This window comes from Viridibacillus soli, assembly GCF_016612995.1.
Classification (GTDB): domain Bacteria; phylum Bacillota; class Bacilli; order Bacillales_A; family Planococcaceae; genus Viridibacillus; species Viridibacillus soli.
Map to the genome: position 1 here is coordinate 56,000 of NZ_JAEOAH010000028.1, position 19,943 is coordinate 75,942.

Consider the following 19,943-nt stretch of genomic DNA (forward strand, 5'->3'; position numbering starts at 1 on the left):
GAAATGTATTTTCTAATGAGATGTACACTGATTTAGGAAAGTACAAAAGTATAGAAGAGTCCTAGCGTTATTAGTCTTAAAGTCAATGATTGTATAGATTCTTCTGTTTATGTGCACACGACTATTGTTATTAAAGATTAGGAGTGCTGGGGATGAAGGAAAATTTAAAATTTGCTTGGATAGCTTCATGGTTTGCCCTTGTGGGTCAGTTGGCATTTTTTATAGGAGTGGCGTTATTCACTGGAAATTGGCGTTTTGTAATGTGTAGTTTTATGGTGAGTATGGCTGTGGGAGTTCCGAGCATGATTAGTACTTGGAACGCTCAAAAAAAAGTAAACACAAAAAAGGTAGAAGGTGCCTAAGTAGGTTTGTGCCAATTCTTTCGTAATACGAGCTAACAGAAGTTCTCACTTTGTTTAATATAAGGGGGCTTTAACGGAATAAGAATGGGAACTTGATGGTTATAAACACTGGTTCAATAACATTATTAATAGAAGAAACTATTCTGATCAATCTTAGACCAAAATAGTTTCTTTTTCTTTGCTTTTAAATAAAGCTTCCTGCGATCTTTTTAATCAAACTTTATTTAAAAGCTACACAATATAAAAAAACGCTATCAACTGATTAGCTTAATAATCAATTGATAACGTCTATTGCTACAAGCTTCTATTCCTCTTCTTTACTTTTTTTCATTAACTGAATCATCTCATCATTTTGCTCGATAATCCGGTCCAGTTGTTTTCGGAATCGAGTAAAATCGTATGAAAATATGAGCAAAAGTATCGCAATGAATGTGACTACCTTACTAAAACACCCTCCTTAAATCGGTACCAGATATCTTGCTGCTTTCTATTTACGCTTGTTCCGCATTTTTCGCTGTCTGACCTAATTTCAGTTTAAATACTACCGATAATACGATTGCAATTAGCAACGCCGGCACTGCCATTTGCAACAAGCTGTTCATTTCCATCGAATCTTCACCTAGTTGATAACTGAATGTTAAAAGTACACCTTTAATTATTTCAGATAAGCTCATAATTGGAAGAGCACTTACAAAAAGGTAAATGAATTTTTTCATGTACTTAATCACTCCAATAGTATCTATACGAAGACTAATGCACGAAAGATTCAGAATAGTTCTTGAAAACTTTTTTTATTTACGCATACGAATGCAGTCCAGCAATGACTAGATTGACAAATACTTGGTTGAAGATGATTGTTCCAAAACCAATAATGGATAACCAGGCTGTTTTTTCTCCTTCCCAGCCTTTATTTAAACGTAAGTGTAGGAAAGCGGCATAAAATAGGAATGTGATTAAAGCCCATACTTCTTTTGGGTCCCATCCCCAGAAGCGACTCCACGCAATTTGCGCCCAAATCATGGCAAAAATAAGTCCACCTAATGTAAATAATGGGAAGCCGATGACAATTGATCGATAAGATATTTCGTCCATTGTTGCAGCATTAACTCTATTCGTCAGCGGTTTTAACAATGAAATGATCTTACGTCTTGTGATTAGTCGAATGAGTAGATAAAGAAGACTTCCCACTAGGAACGACCAAATGAGCGTATTTAATTTCATCGCATTTAAAAAACTAGACACTTCAAGAAAACCACTCTCACCTGTCGTCTGGGTAACCTTCTTATCCTCAGCCATTTCAACTACTACCGATTCTTTTGGCACAGTAATGGCTGGCATTTTGTATTCATATACTTCTAGCTTCTCATCTTGATTTGTAAATTGAATATTTTTTTCATAACCAGCAATATTAAATGCAGATGTCGTGGCAATAAATCCACAAACGACGACTAAAAAATACATAACCAATTCTAAAAAGAACGTTTTTTTACTCTTTTCCTCCGTATTAATGACTTTTAATAAGTAGATCACACTTGTCACAAAGGAAATTGATAATACAGCACTTGAAAATGCGACTGTTATGACATGTATTGTAAGCCATTCACTTTGAAGTGCTGGAATTAATGGCGTTACATCCTTTGAGAATGCGTTTGCATAGCCAAGTATCAATAAAGCAATTGGCAATGCAAAAAGCCCAATGACGCTCTGGTGATAAATATAGTACATAATTAAAAATGCAGCGACAAGCATAATACCAAAGAATGTCATGAACTCATACATATTCCCAACAGGGGCGTGCCCAATTGCATACCATCTAATACCAAAATATGTAATTTGTAAAGTAAAACCGATCCAAGTCATGGATAAACCAACAATAGAAAATACCCTTTTCTGTGAAGTAACCGATAAACCTAAAGGAATAATTGCTATTAAGTACGTTAGAAATGAAATATACAAAGCTGTGCTACTGATATCAATTAAAGATTGCATTGTCTTTTAAATCCTCCTGATTATTTAAGTGTTTGATCTGTTGTAATTTTTTCTCGAACAATATTCCTCACATATAGTTAGTAGTAAGAGGTCTTGCTAATCGAATAGTATTGTATTCTAACTACCAAGTATAATTATCCTCTATTTCCAATGTTTGTACAGTATATAGTTAATTAAAAGACTGACAATTTTATGTCAGTCTTTTAGGCCGGCATTTATTCACTTCTACAATGCTATTTCTCAACAGCAAGATCTACTTTCCAAGGTTTCACATTGATCAACCTCGCTAGGCTGAAGATCAAAATTGTAAATACAAGTATGAAGAATCATATAAAAAAATGACTCAGACAATGCTGGAGTTATTTAATAGTCGCTTAAACGAAGACTCTTGATTTTACTAAAGGTAATATAGTGTGCATCTTATTTCTCGAATTTTTCTGGATATAATCCTTCAGCAACTGTTTTTAATGCAAGTGGTGCTCGAATTCCTTCGGCTCCTGCTGAAAGAGGAAGAACAATAAATATCTTGTTTTTAATAGCAGGTAAATCTGCAAGTTCTTTTTTATTTAGTAAGAATTTTTGCTTTTGTTCTACAGATGTATCACCATAATCAATAATAATAATAGCTTCTGGATTACGATTAATGATTTCTTCCCAGCTTACCTCGGGCCACCCACCTTTAGTATCATTAAAAATATTGTTTCCTCCGGCCATTGTAACTAAGTGAACCAGATAGTTATCTTTAGCTGCTGCCATAGGAACTTCTTCTCCACTGTCGTATACTAATACATTTACTGGTTCTTCTACTCGACCAACTTTCGCAATTGTTTCTTCCATATCTTGTTTCATTTGATTAATGAGTTCTGTTGCTCTTTTTTCTACATGAAAGATACGTCCAATGTTTTCAATATCTTTATACACATCATCCAGTGTTGGAGTAGTCGACATACTAGATGATTCTTGAATATACGTATTCACTCCCGCTTCTTGTAACTCTTCAACAGTTCCTAATGTTTGTTCTGAAAATGCACTTCTCCAGCCTGCATAAGCAAAATCTGGCTCAACTTCAAAGAACACTTCTTTGGATGGATATTCCTTAGCCAGCACTGGAATTTTCTCGTAAGCTTCCTTAAATTCTGGTAAAATTTTGTCATCTAAGTAAGCTGTACCTACCATTGAATCTTGTAATCCTAAGGCAAGCATAATTTCCGTTGCATGCTGGTTAAGAGCAACAGCACGTTTTGGAGCTTCTGTATATGTAAACTCGTGGTCCATATTCGTAATAACTACTTCACCATATCCACTTTCGGCTTTCTGTTTTGTACCTTCATTTTTAGACGGCTTATCTGAGCTACTACACGCAGACAACATTATTATTACTAGTAAACTAATACTGATCCATAGCTTTCTATATCCAGTCATACAAATCTCCTCAAATCTATTGTTTTTTATACATGCGCTAAAAAAGTGATATGTGTTTTATGTGTGATAGGATGAATCTTAATTTCTGTTTCCACGCCAAACACCTCTCTAATTAGCTCTGTTGTTAACACGGTTTCAGGTGTTCCAGAACTGACAACCTGTCCATTTTGGATGACATATAAATAATCGCAAAACATGGCCGCTAAATTTAAATCGTGCAGGGCGGCTAGGATTGTAACTTCAAGCTTCTTAACAAGATCTAGCAATTGAAGTTGGTGATGTATGTCTAAATGATTGGTTGGTTCGTCCAAAATAATTATGTTCGCTTCTTGAGCAAGAGCCCTGGCAATGAGAACACGCTGTTTCTCACCACCTGATAAGCTCATAAAACTTCTTTCTTTAAATCCATTCATTCCAACACGATTTAAAGCAGCGTCGACAATCATGCGGTCTTCCTTCGTATCAGACTGAAAGAGTCTCTTATGGGGATGACGTCCCATCCAAACCATTTCTCGTACGCTAAAGTCAAAAGTCAGTGCTGTTTCTTGGCTAACAACCGACATTTCCTGCGCAGTTTGTTTTGGTGAAAGCTCGTATAAGTCTTGTCCATCTAAGTGAACTAATCCAGAATGTGGTTTTAATATTCGAGAAGCTGTTTTTAATAAGGTCGATTTCCCACTCCCATTAGGTCCAATAAGTCCAACAAACTGCTTCGCTTTAATTTGAATGGAAATATCCTCAATTATAGAAGTATCTTGGATTGAATAAGCAACATCCTTCAAAGTTAATCTCATTTACTTCCACCTCCAAATGAATATGAACTTCTACGCAAAAGCCAAATAAAGAATGGTCCCCCACATAGTGCAGTGACGACTCCAATCGGAAGTTCTTGGGGTGCAAGTAGCATTCGAGCACATACATCAGACCAAATGACAAGTATCATTCCTATTAAAATACTGAATGGTAGAACTCGTTTATGATCTGTACCAATAAGTAGACGTACTAGATGTGGAACGACTAACCCAATAAATCCGATAGAACCGCTTACAGCCACAACAGTCCCTGTAAGAAGTGACGAGATAATTATTAGTATTTTACGGAAGGAGTCAATATTAACTCCAAGTGTTGCAGCCGCTTCCTCTCCCATTAATAAAACATTTAGAGACCGAGAATGAAATAACAGATAAAAAGTACCAACGAGTACGACAACTGTTGGAATCATTATGTATTCCCATTTGGCCCCAGCTAAACTACCCATCATCCAAAACATTGCACCGCGGATCCCCGATTCTTTTGGGGCAAGCGTAACAATGAAATTCGTTACAGCTGACAAAATCATTGAAATAGCAACACCTGCTAACAAAAGCCTTGTCGTTTGAATTCTTCCCCCAACCTGAGCTAATAAATAAACAGCTACCATCGCAACAATAGCTCCAATAAAGGCACCCAAAGACAGCGCATATTGACCGAAGATTGGTAGCGCACCAAATAGAATTACAAGTGTTGCAGCAACTGATGAACCAGAAGATATGCCAAGAATATACGGATCCGCAAGTGAATTACGAACCAATGCTTGAATAACTACCCCAACTACGGATAATCCGGCTCCTACAACAGCTCCAAGTAAGACACGAGGTAAACGAATGTCCCAAATAATTCGTTCTTGCGCTTGGCTCCAATTAACGTCTATGTAATCCCCGAAAAAGGGGAGATGAGATAGAGCAATCTTCCAAACGGTTATAGGAGACATCTTAACTGGTCCGAGAGTTAAAGCGAATGTAATAGATAATACAAGGGCGCAAAAGAACAGAAGCAACAGCAATTGAAATCGACGCTTAGCTTTTCTCTCAATCAGCCGTTCTTGCGTAATATCATCGTTGTCCCCCTTTTTCAATGATCGAACTGGCAATAACTGTTCCAATAAGAAAACCTCCTTCATAAAAAAACAAACAAAAAAGCCCCATTCCTAATGACAAAGAATGGGGCTACGAGTATCGGTTTAAAGACATAGTAATCGTACAAAAAGTCAGTCTTTTAATCTCTCGAACACCTCTCCTCTCAGCGAAGGAAAATTTGGTGATACACACTAGGTAGGTCTCCTGGCTTCCAAATCATTATTCTCTTTCGTCTTCCCTGATTGATACAATCAAGTGACATCATGAAAGAAAACTCCTTGGTTACAGCGGCGCGACCACTCGGGATTTACACCCGATTCCCTGTTACCCTTTGTTTACACAAAGGCACCCAGCGGCATAATTATGAACTTCGTAAAATTTACTACACAAACATTATGGTAGTATAATTAGAATATTTTTACAAGTTAAATTTTACTTATTTTACTCATTCTTATTTTGATCGTAATATTTTGGACCCTTTTGTCAGTTAGCAGAATGATCCCTAATAATCGTTCAATTTTTTATTCCGTTTAAAAGATAAGAAAATTTCAATTGTGGTGTACGAATTCCTTCAGTTCCTGCTGAAAGAGGGAGAAGAATAAATTTCTTATTAGTATACGACAGTGGATAAGAAGTTCCTATGGTAGCAGCTAAAGATAACTATCTGCTTAACATAAGTTTATCAACACTAAATAATGCCTCATAAACAGAGCGTTTATTCTTCTTACCTGTTTACGAATAATAAAGCTGTTCAAAAGATAATAAATTTCTTTAAAGATGAAGCCGATACTTGAATTTAGTGTAGGCTTTTTTGCGTATAGTTTATAATAATCGTATAGAAATTTCGGTAGTCAAGCCTTCAATAAACGGGCAACTTTATTCAAAGATGCATTAGAATAAAACTCCAGAATAATCTTAAAGAGGTTTTGCTATGAAAGAAGTGTATAAGCACACTAATTCAAGACTAGAGGTGTACAATGTTAGCTAACTTAAATGACTACTTAAGAGATTTAATGGTGTATATTCCGGAAGGAGAAACTCGCCTACGAGATTTTCGAAACGAGCAAAAATGGATTAGTTCAGACTATAAATTTGCAATGCCGGGTATTAGAAAAAAATTAAAGGAAGTTATTTGGAATGTTGAGATAGAGCCATTTTATCTTGCTAAATATACGGTGACAAAAGAACTTTACGAGATTATTATGGGAAAAAAATTTGCAACAACGAATGAGGCTCGAAAACCAATTGTTAATGTTTCATGGATAGATGCAGTGATTTTTTGCAATTTATTGTCTGATACAATGGGTTATGACAAGTTTTATGATTTTGATAATGAAAGTAAAGAAGTTGTTTGCAAAAATGGTACTAATGGTTTTCGTTTACCGACAGATGCTGAATGGCAATATGCATGTAAGGCAAAATCAAAAGGATATCGGTATAGTGAAATTGATGAAATAGCTTGGTATAAAAAAAATTCTAAAGCACGAGTACATCAAGTTGGTAAGAAAATGCCTAATGAGTGGGGCTTGTACGACATGATCGGGAATGTCTGGGAGTGGTGCGGGGACTTATATGATGCAGAGACCTTTAGTACTTACAGAATAATTCGCGGAGGAAGTTGGGCAGAAGAAGAACGGGGGTGTGGAGCTACTTGTCGCCGGAAGAGTATGCCTGATTTTTATATAGATGATATCGGATTTAGAATTGCTAGATCTATTGTTTTATAATTATAAAATTCAGAATTTCTATATAATTGAAGTTAAGGAATCCACTTTAAACTTTTTCTTTTATATCGATCTTTTTTCAAATCAACATTATTTATGATCTTTAGTTTTCCTATTAATGTGTAACGCCAGCTTTAAAATCCTCAGTTGCATTCTTGTGTCCGTGATAGAATATCTAGCAACTTGAAATTATTCTTGAAGCCATCAACAGAGTTGTAATTGAAACCTTAACGTTTCCATTCGTTCGATATATCACCATTCACATATTTTAAATATGGCTTATCCAAATCGCCTTTTCGAATAGTCTCGATGTCGAAATTTACAATGATATAGCCATTTTTTTAGAACATCGGGTGACTTTCATTGAGACGGTTTAATACACCTACTCCAGAAAAGTCTTTACCCTTGTCTACGAAATAATCTTTGGTTGGTAAGCTGACCACCGTTGCTCACTACGAATTGTATCTTTTGAAATTTTATGAATGCAATTGCGTATGAAGGTAGGTGCTTAGTTTCTTAAAGAGTCGTTAGTCAAAATCTGAAAGAAGCACGGAATTGTTTATCCAATGCTTCTTCTTTTCTAAAAATCAACTAACAATTCGAATTGTAGTTTTTTTAAAATGTCTACTCTATAGGGTTCATTTTACTATTCCCTGGCTTTTATTTTTACTTACACCTGTCTTTCAACTAAATTAGTATTATGTTGAAAGAGTTAGATGTTGATAAATTAATAGATTCTATACCCCATCTCATACATATACAAATAAAAAAGCCTTCCAGCTAAAAATAAGCCAGAAAGCATTATCATGATGCACGTAGGAATTCAAACTCTCTGAACAAATCTCGTAAGAAGGTTTTGTTTAAAGATGATTTTCTATACTTTTAAGATAGCTGCGTAACTTAAAGCTCTTTTATTTTTCATAATTATATATCATTGAATGAACCTTCAAAACTATACCATTTACCACTAACCTGAACTTCTAACCATGCATGATGAGTAGTGTATCCTAATCTAGTTTTAAAACCATTCATATCAAATACTATTTGCATTGCATGAGCCATAGAATCACAGTCACCTTTATGTTGATAGAAAATTTGGTAAGCTGAATACATACTTCTCGCTGATCCATAATCAGTGAAGGTTGCATCACTCAAAATACTTTGAGCCATTATCCCCACATTAGATAATTTTACAATCTGTGTATCCATTCTTGCAACTATATGTTTGGTTGCACTTTTTACAAGTCTGAACGCGACAGACGCGCAGGCTGCAAGCTATGACAAGGCTTATGCTAGTAAAACATTAACTGTTAAAGCATCCGCTGGTACATCATACAAGACTTTAGGGAAGATTAAAGTCGGTAAACTTGTTAAAGTTTATGGTGGTGTAGAAATTAGAAATGATCAGTATAATTTGTCATCAGCTGAACAATATGGATGGTCTAAAATCAAATATAACAATAAAACAGCTTATGTTAGAACACATGAATTGAATTTTTCCGATCCCTTTAAGTGGGCGCCTGGTGTTAAAGATAGAGTTTACAAATCTATAAAGAAGAATGATTATGCACCTAAAGGTACTCCGTCAAAGTTTGTAAAATCTTATGCAATCGGGGGTATTGGATACTACAGCTTCATGGTGAAAGATGACGGAAAGTGGTATCAAGTAGTTTATATAAATTGCAAGACAGGTTTGTACCACGGTTAATTCTAATTTAGATAAGAAAGAGCAGTAGTCTGTAACTAAAGACCACTGCTCTTTCTATTTTAATAATTTCTACCTATCTTCGGTTGTTTCTCAACAATACCGTTGCGTCCATCTGCTTTACCCCACTTACGAAGGTCCTCGTCATAGACTTCTATCTCGAAATGAGTCATGTCGGGATTATCTACATAGCTCCATTTTTACTGCTCCATATCAAGCTCTTCTTCGTTTATATGATTTGTGATTGATCCTTACCCTCTATTAAAAATGTCTAAATAAGTGTAGCCTATCCATCTACAGTCCTTTATTTTTCAAGCTTATTTAACATCTCATTAATCTTCTTATTTACCTCTTCTTTTTGATCACTACTTATACCTAATACAGAACCAGCTTTTTCATATGAGATGAGAGCAAATTTATAACAGTCTTCCATTGACTCGTAAATCTCCCCTACATCGTAATGTAGATTTGAAAGCCATTCCCCATCTTGGAATCTGACATCTTTTATAAGGTCTCTATATTTCTTTAGAGCTTTATCAGTGGTGTTCTCCCGCTCAAAATAGCCGAGGGCCTCCATTCTCAAAATATCCTTCTCATAAGACTTAAAATCCTCAGTAAAACCTTCGAACTCTTCCCCTACTTTACTCTCCTTAAGGGCTGCCTTACGATAATCTGATAATTTTTTGATTCTTTCTTTGGTAAGTAAAAAGTTATCTTTTTTACCTTTTAAGAATATAATTTTCTTATTTTCAATCATTGATTCAATTTCATCTTCTATGTAAGTTTCATAAATTTCTAATAGCACCCGAACATCCTTAGAAAAATAAGTTTGTTGATGTTTAATGCCTTCATAATAAAGCCTAAGAATATCATCCAGATATTCACTTCGAGTCTCTTTATCCTTTATTTTAGTTTCCCAATCTTTATTCCTTACGCAATATCTATATTCTGTTCTACAGTCTTCTCTTAATTTTTTAATTTCCTCTTTAATAACATTCTTGTTCTCCTCTTTAGTTTCATGCAGCAGTTCTTTCTCTTTTACTCGTATTTTAGCAATATTTTTATATTTATCTGACATCTAAACACTCCTTTGATTTAATTTATCGCATCTATTTTTTAGATTGCTGATTTCACTCCATACAGTCCAATTCATCACTAAATTGTATAGCTTACACTTGCGCCTTCGCCCTCCAGAATTTAGTCTATAAGTATTTATTTGAGTATATCATTGGAATATAATAGAGTAAATAGTCATAAAAAAAGAGCGGTATATAAGTTTCTAGAATCCCGCTCTTTAAGTTAATAGTTACTACCTATCCTTGGTTGTTTCTCGATGCCCCCATTACGGCCATCTGCCTTAACCCACATCCGTAAATTATCATCATAAACTTCAATTTCAAAATGAGTGAATGAGGGATCATCTACACAACTCCATTGCAAATGAGTTTTATCGCTGTCTTTATCATAATACTGGAATACACCTAATGGATAATTCATGTGTACCTCCTTCTGTATAAAAAACTAATATTTTTCCAACAATAATACTAGCGTTAGAATACGGGCCCATTTTCTACATACGCGAAACAAAAAGAAAGCGACGTCGCACATGAATTGCCTGCGATTATCTTCATGTATAAAAGCAGTAGCCTAGCTTAAAGGGGAAGCAAAACCTCTTTAGGCTTTTTGTGTTGTGCATTTACATCCATTCGAGAATGTAATACGTTCCTTAAGCGATATGCTTGTCTATAGACTCTCTTACATATTCCTCACTTAGATTTCCACCATATTCTGATAAAACCCCTTTTGGTAAAGTAATAATAAGGACACCATTGCGGTAAAAGGCTTTGCCGTCCCAGTTGCCAATATCCCAATAACGCTACTTCCCTTTCACTTTCTCATCAATATCTCTTGCTGAAAGTGATTCAGAAACACCGCCACCTCTTGTACGAGCATCCATTACAACACTTCATTTACATCTGTATGTTCACGAACCTGTACCTTTGCTAGCAATAAATACATAGGATTCGATTGGAAGATGTTTCTCCACTCTAGTGATCCAAATAGAATCCTCTATCAGTTCACCTTCTCTGCTTGATTGGATGTACGGGGCGAAATACTGATACAAATATTGCCCAGAACGTTTTTGAGCTTCTATCGCATCTTTAGAAATGTGCCTAGCGATAAAACCTTTTTCTTCAATGATTTCCAAATTCAAGAACTTTAATAATCAATGTAGAGGAACTAGCACCGTCCGCATGAAGACGATCCGGGGTAGCAGTAATGCGTGTTTTATTCGTCGTGTTTGTGACGTAGAGGAATCCTTCATGGTTTTGATTTTGAATAGGGTTTATATCAATCATTGTTGCTAACTTACTAGGATCCCCGTATCGATTTCCTTCTTGATAAACAATTTTCTTATGCAACGTTTCACCACTGTCTTTTTGTACAAAGATTGGCGAATGATCAATAGGTGCTACCGGAATTTCAGACCAAGTAACGTTTTGACCGCTGATGCCACCTTCAAATAATGAACTCATAATGGATTGAGATAACACTTCTTGAATAACTACATCTGCTTCTAGCTTGTTGTGGTACAAAGCCCACTCTTCTAAGATAATAGGCTCTTGGATAGAATCTTCTTCTGCAAAAATCAATTGAGTAATTGTATCTTTAAGAAGTTCTGCATTTAGACTTTTAACCGATTCTCCATTGATAGAAAGCCCCATAGCTGTACCATTCCAACCAACTAGTATCTCTTCAGCTAAAGGTTCTGCTGTGTAAGAAATAGTTTCATTAGCAACGGAGAAATGGAACGAACCACTTTGGTAACTTAACTGCAGCTGCTTGTCATCCGTCCGGAAAATCATTTGTTTGTTATCGACTGTAGCTATCTCTTCAAAATCATCCGGAGCGGTGATTTTAATAAACAAACTTCCTGATTGTACTGGGAAATTATCTTTGAGGGGATATGAAAGGCGTGAATTTTCACGAGAGGCCTTGGTTGTTAAGCTATTGTTTTCGATATAACCTGTTTCCGTCAATCGATCTTCTAACTGAACTTCGCCTATGATTAATTGTCTTCTACAATAAAACCGATGTTTTGATAGATAGAATCATCCCCCTCGAAAGACTCTGGTAATGGCAGTTCCATTTTGAAGTCTTCTTGTGGTGTACAAATACCATCGAATACTTTTACCTCTGGTGAATGCCAATCTAAATCCGCACCTGTTTTCTCGTAATAAGTTGTATCTAAATGGACTTTAACCGTATCTATTTCCTTGCGAATGTAGATAACGATATACTTGTCGCCCGGCTCTACTTCCAAGATACCTTCTTTTGAGGGTGACCAATTAATGTAATTACTCGTTAATTTAAAATCACCTGTTCGAAGATGATCATTCCATTCGTGATATGTGATACCATTGTCTTTCCCTTTTACAGATACAATGCTTTTTACATTACTTAAAGGTAGTGGGTCTATTCCGTTTCTATCTGTTCCTCTTACCATTTCAGCAGTTAAGATTTCTGAATCACGATAAGTAATCGTTAATCGCGGTTGCTTACCATCTAAAAGAATTGGGATAAAGCTTTCGTTAATACGTAGGCCATCCTTCTTACGAGCAGAGCACGGAATATTTTTATACTAACGCCTCTATTATTATTGGATTATTTAGACAATAAATCGCAATTACTAATTATTTCATCTGTATCAAGTAAAGTAGCTTCACCTATTCCTACACTATTCTTTTTCATAAAAGACTGTACTGCTTGGTATCCTACTGCATAGCCGGCAAATGGGGATAAACCAACCGGTTGGTATCCCTGTTCTATTGCAATTTTGTCACCAAACATGTAACTGCTAACTTCGGCAAATCCTTTAACATTTAACGCATCTTTTATTACTTCGATCGAATATTGTAAGTCATCTTCCTCAAAAGAAGTAACCCAAGGTCCTAAAAGCTCTTCACCATAAAGTTCTTTTGCAAATGACTCTGCTAATCCTTCTACAATTAAATAATCACCAACAGTAACATTGCCATGATCCCAATCAAAATATGAGAAACGGATGTTATGATGAAATTCATGTGCAATTACAGCAGGGAGTTTTGGAATATTATATGAATTAGGAAAGATTGTTACTTGGATGAATCCTGGAATCCCCCCAAAGCCGCAATACCCTTTTTGAAGTTCCAATTTTTTAGGGTTAGCTATATATAACCCAAATTTCAGCTCAACAGCATCTATTTTTAAGTTATGCTGTTGATTGAACCCAAGACACTTGCTTAATGTATTGTGTGCTGTTTGGAGTGCTTGCATTTCTCTTAAATTCTCTAAAGCCACTCTTCCAATTTCGATTTCCGATACATCTAGATACCCAAGCATTTTCGTAGCCATTAATACATCATATCCATTAGTTAGCTGTGCTTTTAAAGGAACATTAATTATGTTCCACATCTTTTCAAAAGGCTTCATCATTGAATATCGAAAATAATTTTCTTTATCTTCCTCTTTCATAGAGAGTAATCTTTCATAGTGCTCTATTGTATTTTCAATTACTATATTCATCCCAAGCACCTCTATAAGTTTAATTTTGTTTGTAAAGACTACCATTGCATCATTCATGAATTTTGCTAACCCTTCAATTTAACTGTCCTCTTTTTGCCTCCCTTCAGCTGCTACTTTAAAGTATTACGCAACGTAAGAGTCAATAAAAAAGACTTGAATTTTTTGTATAATGAACGGTTTTTATGGAGAATTCATAGCAAAGGTACTAATATCAAAAGGTCTTTTAAAAAATAGTATTTTAGAATTCTGCACGATAATCAGGTGGACCAATTAAACTTGGTCATAAAAAATACACCTACAATTGTTAGCACCGTCTAACAATTGTAGGTGCAGTTCAAGTTAATACACTTTTTATTACTCGTTTAAACTCGAACTCTTCTTCCAAAAAGGGATAATGATTACTTTGTTCAAAAATATGTAGAGTTGCATCTGGAATTAACTCATTCATTTCTATAGAAAAATCTACAGGACATTGAACATCATGTCTCCCGCAAAGAATAACAGTTTTTGTTCTAACAGCTGATAATTGTCGGGTTACATCAAAAATCAGCTGTTCTCTACTGAAAAAATTCATTCTATCTGTAGACATTTTTTTAAAGATATTTTTTGAAAAGTATAAATCATAATATTCAGGCTTTAATAAAGACAGTTGAGCCCTTTCTTTAGACAATCTCTTTCTTTCATCTCCTGAAAGACTCGGGAGTTTTAAGAGCTCTATCAATTCTTGCATTCTTTTATATTTAAGGTGTCCTACATTATATATACACTTACTTGAAGATGAAGAATATTCTCTTGCAGCAGTTCCTACAAGAATAAGCGATTTTAAAGATGAAGAAAAATGAATCCCATATAATATCCCAATCATGCCACCTGTTGAATGGCCAGCAAATGTCCATGATGAGAAACCACTAGCCTTCCGAATCTCTTCAAGATCAAGTACTGCATCAATCATACTTAATTCATGAACACTTCTTGAATCATCAGAATTCCCTGCACCTTTTAAATTGACTAAAAAAACTTTATTATCATTTGTAAAGGTTTCAGCAAAGTAATCACCAGTTTCATTAAATTCAGAGTAATGATGCGTTACACAAATTGGTTCACCCTTTCCCTTTGTAAAAACCTCAAAGTTTCCACGTGGAGTTTCAACCATTTCTCTTGTCCATTGAGACATATCAGTTCCCCGCCTTTATAGAATTTTTTCTATTCCTTATTTTTTATCTCAGTACTTCAAGGTTCCTTTATAAAGCTTCTGTCAACCCTAAAATAGTCTTAATCCGTTCATTTTGTTCAACCTTATCTACATATTCAAAAAAACCAATATGATTACCCCAAGGATCTGAAAAAGTACCCCATTTCGCAGAAACTTCTTCACGAGAATATATTTTGAAATTTTCAATATTTAATTCTTTAACTACTCTTTCTTTTTCTGCTTCTATGTCTTTAACCGTTAAACGAAGTGGCCCACTTCCTTCCGACGGTATTCCTTCTGCAACTTGTAACCAACACCCAGGGATAAGCTCCCATTCTGCAAATCCTTCGTGTGGGATAAAATCAGGCTTCTTCTTTAGTAAGGACCCGTACCGCTTTTGTCCTTCACTAATATTTGTAACACGAATTTGTATAGTCATTTCAAAAATCATATAAACCCCTCCATATCAGATTATATGTAGTTCAACAAAAAGGCAGGTGTGTTGGTTAGGAAAATATCAGGGTATTAATTACCGTTAAAATGTTTTTTTATGTTCGATATTAACTTATGTTACTACATTTTTTAGTTGATTGTAGCGGAAATCGGCCTACCACTTTAATGGTAATGGTTAAAATTAGTTACTCAAAACGCCTGACAAAAAGGGTATTTATTCCTGCTATTTTCACTAATAGAGTATAATAGTCTATTGAATTTTAGCTCCAATAAATTACAGATATTATTGGCTACTTTCTTTGTTTATCTTTAAATGCCATCATTCCGCTTATAAAAGAACAAACAAGTAACAATAATATAAAGGTGAAGAAGTTAAAAAACACTGCGTTCGAATTCATGGTAAGTAAAGGAATTTTCGTTTCTTCTCGATATATTGGGTTTACTTCGGCAAGTAATGATTTTAATTGAAATGCCTTTATAAACGTTAGGCTTAAAATTAAGATAACACCTAATAAGCTCACACCTACTACCACTCGAATAGTATTCATTTCCAACTTGCGATACAAATATTCATGTAAATAACTAATGGACATAGCGATAAAAATAATGATGAATGGAAACAAAAATGCGAATGGCAGCAAACCGATATTACCATTTCCCCCACCGTACTTAGTAGGAGAAAGTGCTGTTAAGTTGGCAAAAGTAAAAGCACCAACTGTTAGGCAAGCACTAAAAATATAGATAAATCGATAAAGGATAAACGTCAGTTTTTTCATCTACTAACAACTCCTTCCACTAACGACTCTCACACCATACATTATACAGCAATTGGAAAACGAAGCAGATTATGAATTAATCCGTAAGCTGTTTTTATTGAACTTTGTAATAAACAATCAAACTTTATTTCAAAACCCTGCGAATTTAACAAACAGTTTTTTAGCATCTTTTATTACACCCAGAAGAGATATTACCTAAATCTTGCTGATCAAATACAGCAAAAACAGCGTCCAATGCTCTTAGCCATTCGAATTCTATATGTTCTTTTAACTGAAATTCTACTTAATCAATTTGATACTGTACTTATGTCAAAATAGAAAGCTGTAGTTGCAAATAGCAGCTACAGCCTAGAAAATGAAGATTATTCATTCCAACTATATATATTATGTAAAGGCTGTTTTCTCAAAGGTTGTTGCTATTCAATTATTACAGGAAGTTAAAGCACTACTGAAATTGATGTAAAATGAAATAAAATAACACGATAGACAGAGCAGGTGGAAGTAAAATGATGGAACTACTAGGTGCATTTTCATTAACGATTTTAGGCTTTGTTTTATGTATTGCAGGTATTGTGTATATGAGAAAGACTCAAAAAAAGAAACCTTTCCCGCATATTAAATACTATGGAATCCAGCTTGGACTCTTATTAAGTACTCTATTATCTCTCGTCATATTTTGGGATGCCCTAACGGTGACGCCTAAGATTTTAAAGGGAGATCACGACACAGTAAAGGGTGCGTGTTCAATTGAATACTGGAACACTACAAAAAGTTCTTATTTATATATTACGTTTTCAGAGGATGTATTTTTTAGTGTACATCCAAATAATTGGGACAAAGGTTCATTAACAAAGGCTTATTGCGAAGTTACCTATTATGAAGGTTCTGATTTTGGTATACATTATAAAATATATGATAAACAAAAAGGCACATTATTACAGCGAGATTAGCCGCTTTAAGTAAATTTATATAATGGCTTAATCCTAATTATGGGGCATCCAGCGATGGGTACGCCTTTTCACTAACGGGGCACTAATTAAAGATCATTGAGTTGCTTTGGCAGCTCTTTTTTTTCTTTATTTAACTAACGGTGCAGGTTAGTTCGATAACTACAACGAATAACGGATAACCCAAAGATATCTGTAATCTCTACACTTAAACTTTAGCGGAAATAATAAAATCCTTTTTTAGATTGCGCTATAATAGTATACGATACTTTAAATCTACTGAGATTGAGAGGTTAGAATATGATAAGTAATGAGAAAGAGTTGAAAACCAAGCTGAATCAGTTGATAAGTGATTCAGATTTTTTACGTATACAAGAATCGTTTGAAAAACAAAGTTTGTTTCAATTATTGGGTTTTGGACACCGCGAAACGATGCATAGTTCTTTTATCAGTTGGTTGCTTTCGCCAACGTCTTCGTTAAATTTAGGGACGTTCCCACTGAAGCGTTTTCTCTACTATATTTGTGAGGAGAATAAATCAAATAAGAAAACCGATATTGATTTTGAATTAATCGAATCGGACTCGCTTCAACTAGAGGAAATGGAAGTGGCAACTGAGGTAGCTGAGTCTGTGGTTGTTCCCGAGACGAACCAGGAATTACGGGCTCGATTTGATTTGTGTTTGACGAACGATAAGGTGAAAATCGTTGTGGAGAATAAGGTGTTGGCAAGAGAAAACAAAGACCAGACCGAAACCTATACGCAAATCTTAAAGCAAATGGATGACTCATCATATACATATGAATTAAAGGTCTTTTTGTCTCCAGATGACGCTGTAAAACCAAAATGTCCCGAGTTTATTCAAATTGATTATCAAGGGCTTTATGATTTCGTCATAGTACCTTGCTTGAATCACCCGAAAATTACAACGGCAAATAAAAATATTTTAGAAGAATATATACATAATCTTCGTATGGTCTATAAAGGAGTGAATAAGCCGATGGCAAAAGTAAATAATGAGTTGTGTGTAGCAATATATGACAAGTATAAAGATGTATTAGATGAGATATTCGATGCGGTTAAAAATGAGACACCTGAAAAGAGGAAGGTAAAAACGTCTTCTCCGACTCGTAAATCAAATATGTCTTGGAAAGAGATGTGTTCACGACTAAATGAAAACGAAAAAAAACTAGTGGCTACTTATGGAAATGTCGTAACAGAAGCAGAAATCGACCTAACAAGTAGCAAGATCCTTTTTAATGGGAAAGAATATAGTACTCCTTCAGCTGCTGCCATTGCCGCAGTAAATTACGTTCAAGGTAAAGAACACACAGAACGTTACAATGGATATGATTTGTGGAGTATTGCGTATCAAAATGGTGAAAGGAAGAAACTGTCTGTTGTACGTGAAGAAATTTCTTTATCTTTAGCTCAAGAGGAAGAGGACGAAGATTAAGCTCCTTCAGAACTACTTATGCATTACCAAAAGTTATTAAAGAAATTATTGTAGTGATTTAGAATTAAATAAGTATCTTTCAAGATTATTTCGAATTCAAGGACAATAAAAAACAGCTTACAGTTACCGTGTAAGCTGTTTTTTATTGTTTAGGCTGTTTTCTCAAAGATTGTTGCTATAAAGAAAAGTTGGGCTATACAACAATCGCGCCCGATTGTTTAATACATTGCATCCTTATAAAACAGAACGTTATAAATCTGCTACTTTTTAAATGCAACAATGTACCAAACGATATTGGCAATTAGTGACATAACGCAAAGAACGATCACATATAGAAAATCAGAAACATTATAAGTAACCGTTCCCATTACAAATGCCAGTACAATTATTGAAAGTGATATAAGTAACCCTACTCCGCAAAAAACTGCCATAACATATTTCATTCCTTTAACTCCTACCCAATACAAAATTAAAGACAGAATATAAAAGACAAGAAACATTATAATATTCAGCCACATACCTAAAGAATTGAATCCACCAGGATCCGGAAAGGGAGTTAGCGAAGCTGCAATCATTATAAAACAGAAAAGTAGCCCCGAAATTATGGTCATTAAGATAACACCATTTCTCATTCTACAACCTCCATAAGAATAATTTTTGGTAAGTTCACTTTACATATAGCACCTCAACAATCTGGCCCGATTGTTGAATAACACTATTTAACCAAAACAACAAAGTTTACGAAAACAGCCTTTTGTTTTGATATTTCGTTAATCGAAAATTTAACTAAAGCACCCGTAAGTTTATTATCATCACGGTTGGTTCCAAAATAAAGACATAACCACAAAGAATAATAAATAGATAACCAACAACACTGGAACAATATACAACGAAATCCTTCCAAATTTATCTTTTTTACTAAACAAGGATAAAACAAAAGAAAGTATCAGGAAAATAAAACCAAATAACATTGTTATGCCATCATTAATAAATGAATTTCCCGTCAATATATAAATAACAATAGAAATAAGACCAATAATTAGACTAACAAAAGAAACTAACCCTATATTTCTCTGTTTATTTGACAAATTTACCTAACCCCCTATTATCATCCAATTTTAACATTCTAACTCATATCTTTCCATAATTTACCCTTCAACTAAAGTGCGGAGTAAGTTAAATAACAGTAAACCACTGAATCCGCTTAAAAAGCGGCTGATAAATGGTGCTTTTTATCTTTTCTTAATGCTTCAACTGTGAAATAGTTAGATTTTTGACAAGCTGAAATGAGCATTTGCTCTATACGATTTTCAAATGCCAAGTTTTTATGTAAATCAAGCCAACGATACCAGTAGAGGTAATTATCCAAATAATACGTACCAACACCTTGAAATCGTTCCATCCATCCTTTCAAACGACGATGGAAGTTATTAACGTGTTGTATGTGGAATATCCCT

General features: G+C 34.7%; 22 protein-coding genes, 2 pseudogenes and 1 riboswitch. Of the genes and pseudogenes, 5 read left to right on the plus strand and 19 right to left on the minus strand.

Annotated elements, in window-relative coordinates; all coding sequences use genetic code 11:
- Window positions 1-152 precede the first annotated feature (152 nt).
- On the plus strand, window positions 153-362 hold the full coding sequence (locus JFL43_RS16015; protein WP_200749809.1) for a hypothetical protein: 210 nt from the start codon (window positions 153-155) through the stop codon (window positions 360-362).
- A 491-nt stretch (window positions 363-853) separates the two neighbouring features.
- On the opposite strand, the gene JFL43_RS16020 is transcribed toward JFL43_RS16015, so the two are convergent.
- From JFL43_RS16020 to JFL43_RS16040, 5 genes are all read right to left on the minus strand, one after another.
- Entirely contained in the window at window positions 854-1,078 is a 225-nt protein-coding gene (locus JFL43_RS16020; protein ID WP_200749810.1) for a hypothetical protein, read from the minus strand.
- A 79-nt stretch (window positions 1,079-1,157) separates the two neighbouring features.
- Window positions 1,158-2,351, minus strand: coding sequence for a c-type cytochrome biogenesis protein CcsB (ccsB, locus tag JFL43_RS16025; protein WP_200749811.1), 1,194 nt, complete (start codon window positions 2,349-2,351; stop codon window positions 1,158-1,160).
- A gap of 420 nt (window positions 2,352-2,771) precedes the next feature.
- Window positions 2,772-3,773, minus strand: a complete 1,002-nt coding sequence (locus JFL43_RS16030; RefSeq protein ID WP_200749812.1) for an ABC transporter substrate-binding protein — start codon at window positions 3,771-3,773, stop codon at window positions 2,772-2,774.
- A 26-nt stretch (window positions 3,774-3,799) separates the two neighbouring features.
- Window positions 3,800-4,567, minus strand: a complete 768-nt coding sequence (locus JFL43_RS16035) for an ABC transporter ATP-binding protein (protein WP_200749813.1) — start codon at window positions 4,565-4,567, stop codon at window positions 3,800-3,802.
- Window positions 4,564-5,628: a FecCD family ABC transporter permease gene (locus tag JFL43_RS16040; protein WP_234447837.1), complete on the minus strand. Its 1,065-nt coding sequence runs from the start codon at window positions 5,626-5,628 to the stop codon at window positions 4,564-4,566. The genes JFL43_RS16035 and JFL43_RS16040 overlap by 4 nt, the downstream gene beginning before the upstream one ends.
- Before the next feature lie 217 nt (window positions 5,629-5,845).
- A riboswitch (cobalamin riboswitch) is annotated at window positions 5,846-6,035 on the minus strand.
- Window positions 6,036-6,645: 610 nt separating this feature from the next.
- Here JFL43_RS16040 and JFL43_RS16045 point away from each other — a divergent pair.
- On the plus strand, window positions 6,646-7,395 hold the full coding sequence (locus JFL43_RS16045) for a formylglycine-generating enzyme family protein (protein WP_200749815.1): 750 nt from the start codon (window positions 6,646-6,648) through the stop codon (window positions 7,393-7,395).
- Window positions 7,396-8,316: 921 nt separating this feature from the next.
- Here the strand turns inward: JFL43_RS16045 and JFL43_RS16050 are convergent.
- Entirely contained in the window at window positions 8,317-8,562 is a 246-nt protein-coding gene (locus JFL43_RS16050; protein ID WP_200749816.1) for a transglutaminase domain-containing protein, read from the minus strand.
- Window positions 8,563-8,617: 55 nt separating this feature from the next.
- On the opposite strand from JFL43_RS16050, the gene JFL43_RS16055 reads away from it, so the two are divergent.
- The gene (locus JFL43_RS16055; protein WP_200749817.1) at window positions 8,618-9,100 is read left to right on the plus strand and encodes an SH3 domain-containing protein; all 483 of its coding nucleotides are present in this window, start codon (window positions 8,618-8,620) and stop codon (window positions 9,098-9,100) included.
- Window positions 9,101-9,401: 301 nt separating this feature from the next.
- Here JFL43_RS16055 and JFL43_RS16060 read toward each other — a convergent pair whose 3' ends face one another.
- From JFL43_RS16060 to JFL43_RS22700, 10 genes and pseudogenes are all read right to left on the minus strand, one after another.
- On the minus strand, window positions 9,402-10,175 hold the full coding sequence (locus JFL43_RS16060) for a hypothetical protein (protein WP_200749818.1): 774 nt from the start codon (window positions 10,173-10,175) through the stop codon (window positions 9,402-9,404).
- A 221-nt stretch (window positions 10,176-10,396) separates the two neighbouring features.
- The gene (locus JFL43_RS16065) at window positions 10,397-10,594 is read right to left on the minus strand and encodes a hypothetical protein (protein WP_200749819.1); all 198 of its coding nucleotides are present in this window, start codon (window positions 10,592-10,594) and stop codon (window positions 10,397-10,399) included.
- Window positions 10,595-11,081: 487 nt separating this feature from the next.
- Window positions 11,082-11,306, minus strand: a complete 225-nt coding sequence (locus tag JFL43_RS16070; protein ID WP_200749820.1) for a hypothetical protein — start codon at window positions 11,304-11,306, stop codon at window positions 11,082-11,084.
- Window positions 11,293-12,138, minus strand: a complete 846-nt coding sequence (locus JFL43_RS16075) for a hypothetical protein (protein WP_200749821.1) — start codon at window positions 12,136-12,138, stop codon at window positions 11,293-11,295. Before JFL43_RS16075 ends, JFL43_RS16070 begins: the two co-directional genes overlap by 14 nt.
- 29 nt (window positions 12,139-12,167) lie before the next feature.
- Entirely contained in the window at window positions 12,168-12,605 is a 438-nt protein-coding gene (locus JFL43_RS16080) for a hypothetical protein (protein WP_200749822.1), read from the minus strand.
- A gap of 158 nt (window positions 12,606-12,763) precedes the next feature.
- On the minus strand, window positions 12,764-13,663 hold the full coding sequence (locus tag JFL43_RS16085) for a DUF2268 domain-containing protein (RefSeq protein ID WP_200749823.1): 900 nt from the start codon (window positions 13,661-13,663) through the stop codon (window positions 12,764-12,766).
- Between the two features lie 334 nt (window positions 13,664-13,997).
- A complete protein-coding gene (locus tag JFL43_RS16090) occupies window positions 13,998-14,837 on the minus strand; it encodes an alpha/beta fold hydrolase (protein WP_200749824.1) in 840 nt (279 codons plus the stop codon).
- Window positions 14,838-14,904: 67 nt separating this feature from the next.
- Window positions 14,905-15,306, minus strand: a complete 402-nt coding sequence (locus tag JFL43_RS16095; protein ID WP_200749825.1) for a VOC family protein — start codon at window positions 15,304-15,306, stop codon at window positions 14,905-14,907.
- 292 nt (window positions 15,307-15,598) lie between these two features.
- Complete coding sequence (locus tag JFL43_RS16100; protein WP_200749826.1) at window positions 15,599-16,084, minus strand: hypothetical protein; 486 nt, start codon at window positions 16,082-16,084, stop codon at window positions 15,599-15,601.
- 135 nt (window positions 16,085-16,219) lie between these two features.
- Window positions 16,220-16,343 (minus strand): annotated as a pseudogene (locus tag JFL43_RS22700) (serine/threonine protein kinase); the annotation flags it as partial.
- A 247-nt stretch (window positions 16,344-16,590) separates the two neighbouring features.
- On the opposite strand from JFL43_RS22700, the gene JFL43_RS16105 reads away from it, so the two are divergent.
- On the plus strand, window positions 16,591-17,034 hold the full coding sequence (locus JFL43_RS16105; protein WP_200749827.1) for a flavoprotein: 444 nt from the start codon (window positions 16,591-16,593) through the stop codon (window positions 17,032-17,034).
- Window positions 17,035-17,331: 297 nt separating this feature from the next.
- Window positions 17,332-18,486: a PD-(D/E)XK nuclease family protein gene (locus tag JFL43_RS16110; protein ID WP_200749828.1), complete on the plus strand. Its 1,155-nt coding sequence runs from the start codon at window positions 17,332-17,334 to the stop codon at window positions 18,484-18,486.
- Between the two features lie 260 nt (window positions 18,487-18,746).
- On the opposite strand, the gene JFL43_RS16115 is transcribed toward JFL43_RS16110, so the two are convergent.
- The 3 genes and pseudogenes from JFL43_RS16115 to JFL43_RS16120 all read right to left on the minus strand — a co-directional run.
- Entirely contained in the window at window positions 18,747-19,118 is a 372-nt protein-coding gene (locus JFL43_RS16115; RefSeq protein ID WP_200749829.1) for a DUF5391 family protein, read from the minus strand.
- 180 nt (window positions 19,119-19,298) lie between these two features.
- The gene (locus JFL43_RS22705) at window positions 19,299-19,574 is read right to left on the minus strand and encodes a hypothetical protein (RefSeq protein WP_234447834.1); all 276 of its coding nucleotides are present in this window, start codon (window positions 19,572-19,574) and stop codon (window positions 19,299-19,301) included.
- Between the two features lie 116 nt (window positions 19,575-19,690).
- Window positions 19,691-19,943: pseudogene (locus tag JFL43_RS16120) on the minus strand (hypothetical protein); the annotation flags it as partial.

Bases quoted from the DNA above. Each gene is read 5' to 3' on its own strand.
- JFL43_RS16015 (WP_200749809.1), top strand. From the start codon at position 153: ATGAAGGAAAATTTAAAATTTGCTTGGATAGCTTCATGGTTTGCCCTT.
- JFL43_RS16020 (WP_200749810.1), bottom strand. From the start codon at position 1,078: ATGAAAAAATTCATTTACCTTTTTGTAAGTGCTCTTCCAATTATGAGC.
- ccsB (WP_200749811.1), bottom strand. From the start codon at position 2,351: ATGCAATCTTTAATTGATATCAGTAGCACAGCTTTGTATATTTCATTT.
- JFL43_RS16030 (WP_200749812.1), bottom strand. From the start codon at position 3,773: ATGACTGGATATAGAAAGCTATGGATCAGTATTAGTTTACTAGTAATA.
- JFL43_RS16035 (WP_200749813.1), bottom strand. From the start codon at position 4,567: ATGAGATTAACTTTGAAGGATGTTGCTTATTCAATCCAAGATACTTCT.
- JFL43_RS16045 (WP_200749815.1), top strand. From the start codon at position 6,646: ATGTTAGCTAACTTAAATGACTACTTAAGAGATTTAATGGTGTATATT.
- JFL43_RS16050 (WP_200749816.1), bottom strand. From the start codon at position 8,562: ATGGCTCAAAGTATTTTGAGTGATGCAACCTTCACTGATTATGGATCA.
- JFL43_RS16060 (WP_200749818.1), bottom strand. From the start codon at position 10,175: ATGTCAGATAAATATAAAAATATTGCTAAAATACGAGTAAAAGAGAAA.
- JFL43_RS16065 (WP_200749819.1), bottom strand. From the start codon at position 10,594: ATGAATTATCCATTAGGTGTATTCCAGTATTATGATAAAGACAGCGAT.
- JFL43_RS16080 (WP_200749822.1), bottom strand. From the start codon at position 12,605: ATGGTAAGAGGAACAGATAGAAACGGAATAGACCCACTACCTTTAAGT.
- JFL43_RS16085 (WP_200749823.1), bottom strand. From the start codon at position 13,663: ATGAATATAGTAATTGAAAATACAATAGAGCACTATGAAAGATTACTC.
- JFL43_RS16090 (WP_200749824.1), bottom strand. From the start codon at position 14,837: ATGTCTCAATGGACAAGAGAAATGGTTGAAACTCCACGTGGAAACTTT.
- JFL43_RS16095 (WP_200749825.1), bottom strand. From the start codon at position 15,306: ATGATTTTTGAAATGACTATACAAATTCGTGTTACAAATATTAGTGAA.
- JFL43_RS16100 (WP_200749826.1), bottom strand. From the start codon at position 16,084: ATGAAAAAACTGACGTTTATCCTTTATCGATTTATCTATATTTTTAGT.
- JFL43_RS16105 (WP_200749827.1), top strand. From the start codon at position 16,591: ATGATGGAACTACTAGGTGCATTTTCATTAACGATTTTAGGCTTTGTT.
- JFL43_RS16110 (WP_200749828.1), top strand. From the start codon at position 17,332: ATGATAAGTAATGAGAAAGAGTTGAAAACCAAGCTGAATCAGTTGATA.
- JFL43_RS16115 (WP_200749829.1), bottom strand. From the start codon at position 19,118: ATGAGAAATGGTGTTATCTTAATGACCATAATTTCGGGGCTACTTTTC.